Here is a 272-nt window from a genome sequence, read left to right as displayed (position 1 = left end):
CTAAACGTACTAGACACCTACATCCCAGAGCCAGAGCGTGACATCGACAAAGCATTCCTAATGCCAATCGAAGACGTCTTCTCAATCTCAGGTCGTGGTACCGTCGTAACTGGTCGTGTTGAATCAGGCATCGTACGCGTTGGTGACGAGATTGAAATCGTTGGTATCCGTGACACCCAAAAAACCACCTGTACGGGTGTAGAGATGTTCCGTAAACTGCTTGACGAAGGTCGTGCAGGCGAAAACTGTGGCGTACTACTACGTGGTACTAA

1 protein-coding gene is annotated in these 272 nt (G+C 49.3%); it reads left to right on the top strand.

Translation table 11 applies throughout. The features are described from left to right. On the top strand, positions 1–272 hold a 272-nt coding region (locus AAEY87_RS13980; protein WP_350657610.1), incomplete at both ends, for an EF-Tu/IF-2/RF-3 family GTPase.

The organism is Psychrobacter sp. S1-30-MNA-CIBAN-0213, from assembly GCF_040309845.1.
In the GTDB taxonomy this organism is placed as follows: domain Bacteria; phylum Pseudomonadota; class Gammaproteobacteria; order Pseudomonadales; family Moraxellaceae; genus Psychrobacter.
Note: the sequence above shows the minus strand (reverse complement) of the source record. Positions and strands in the feature narration are given on the sequence as shown.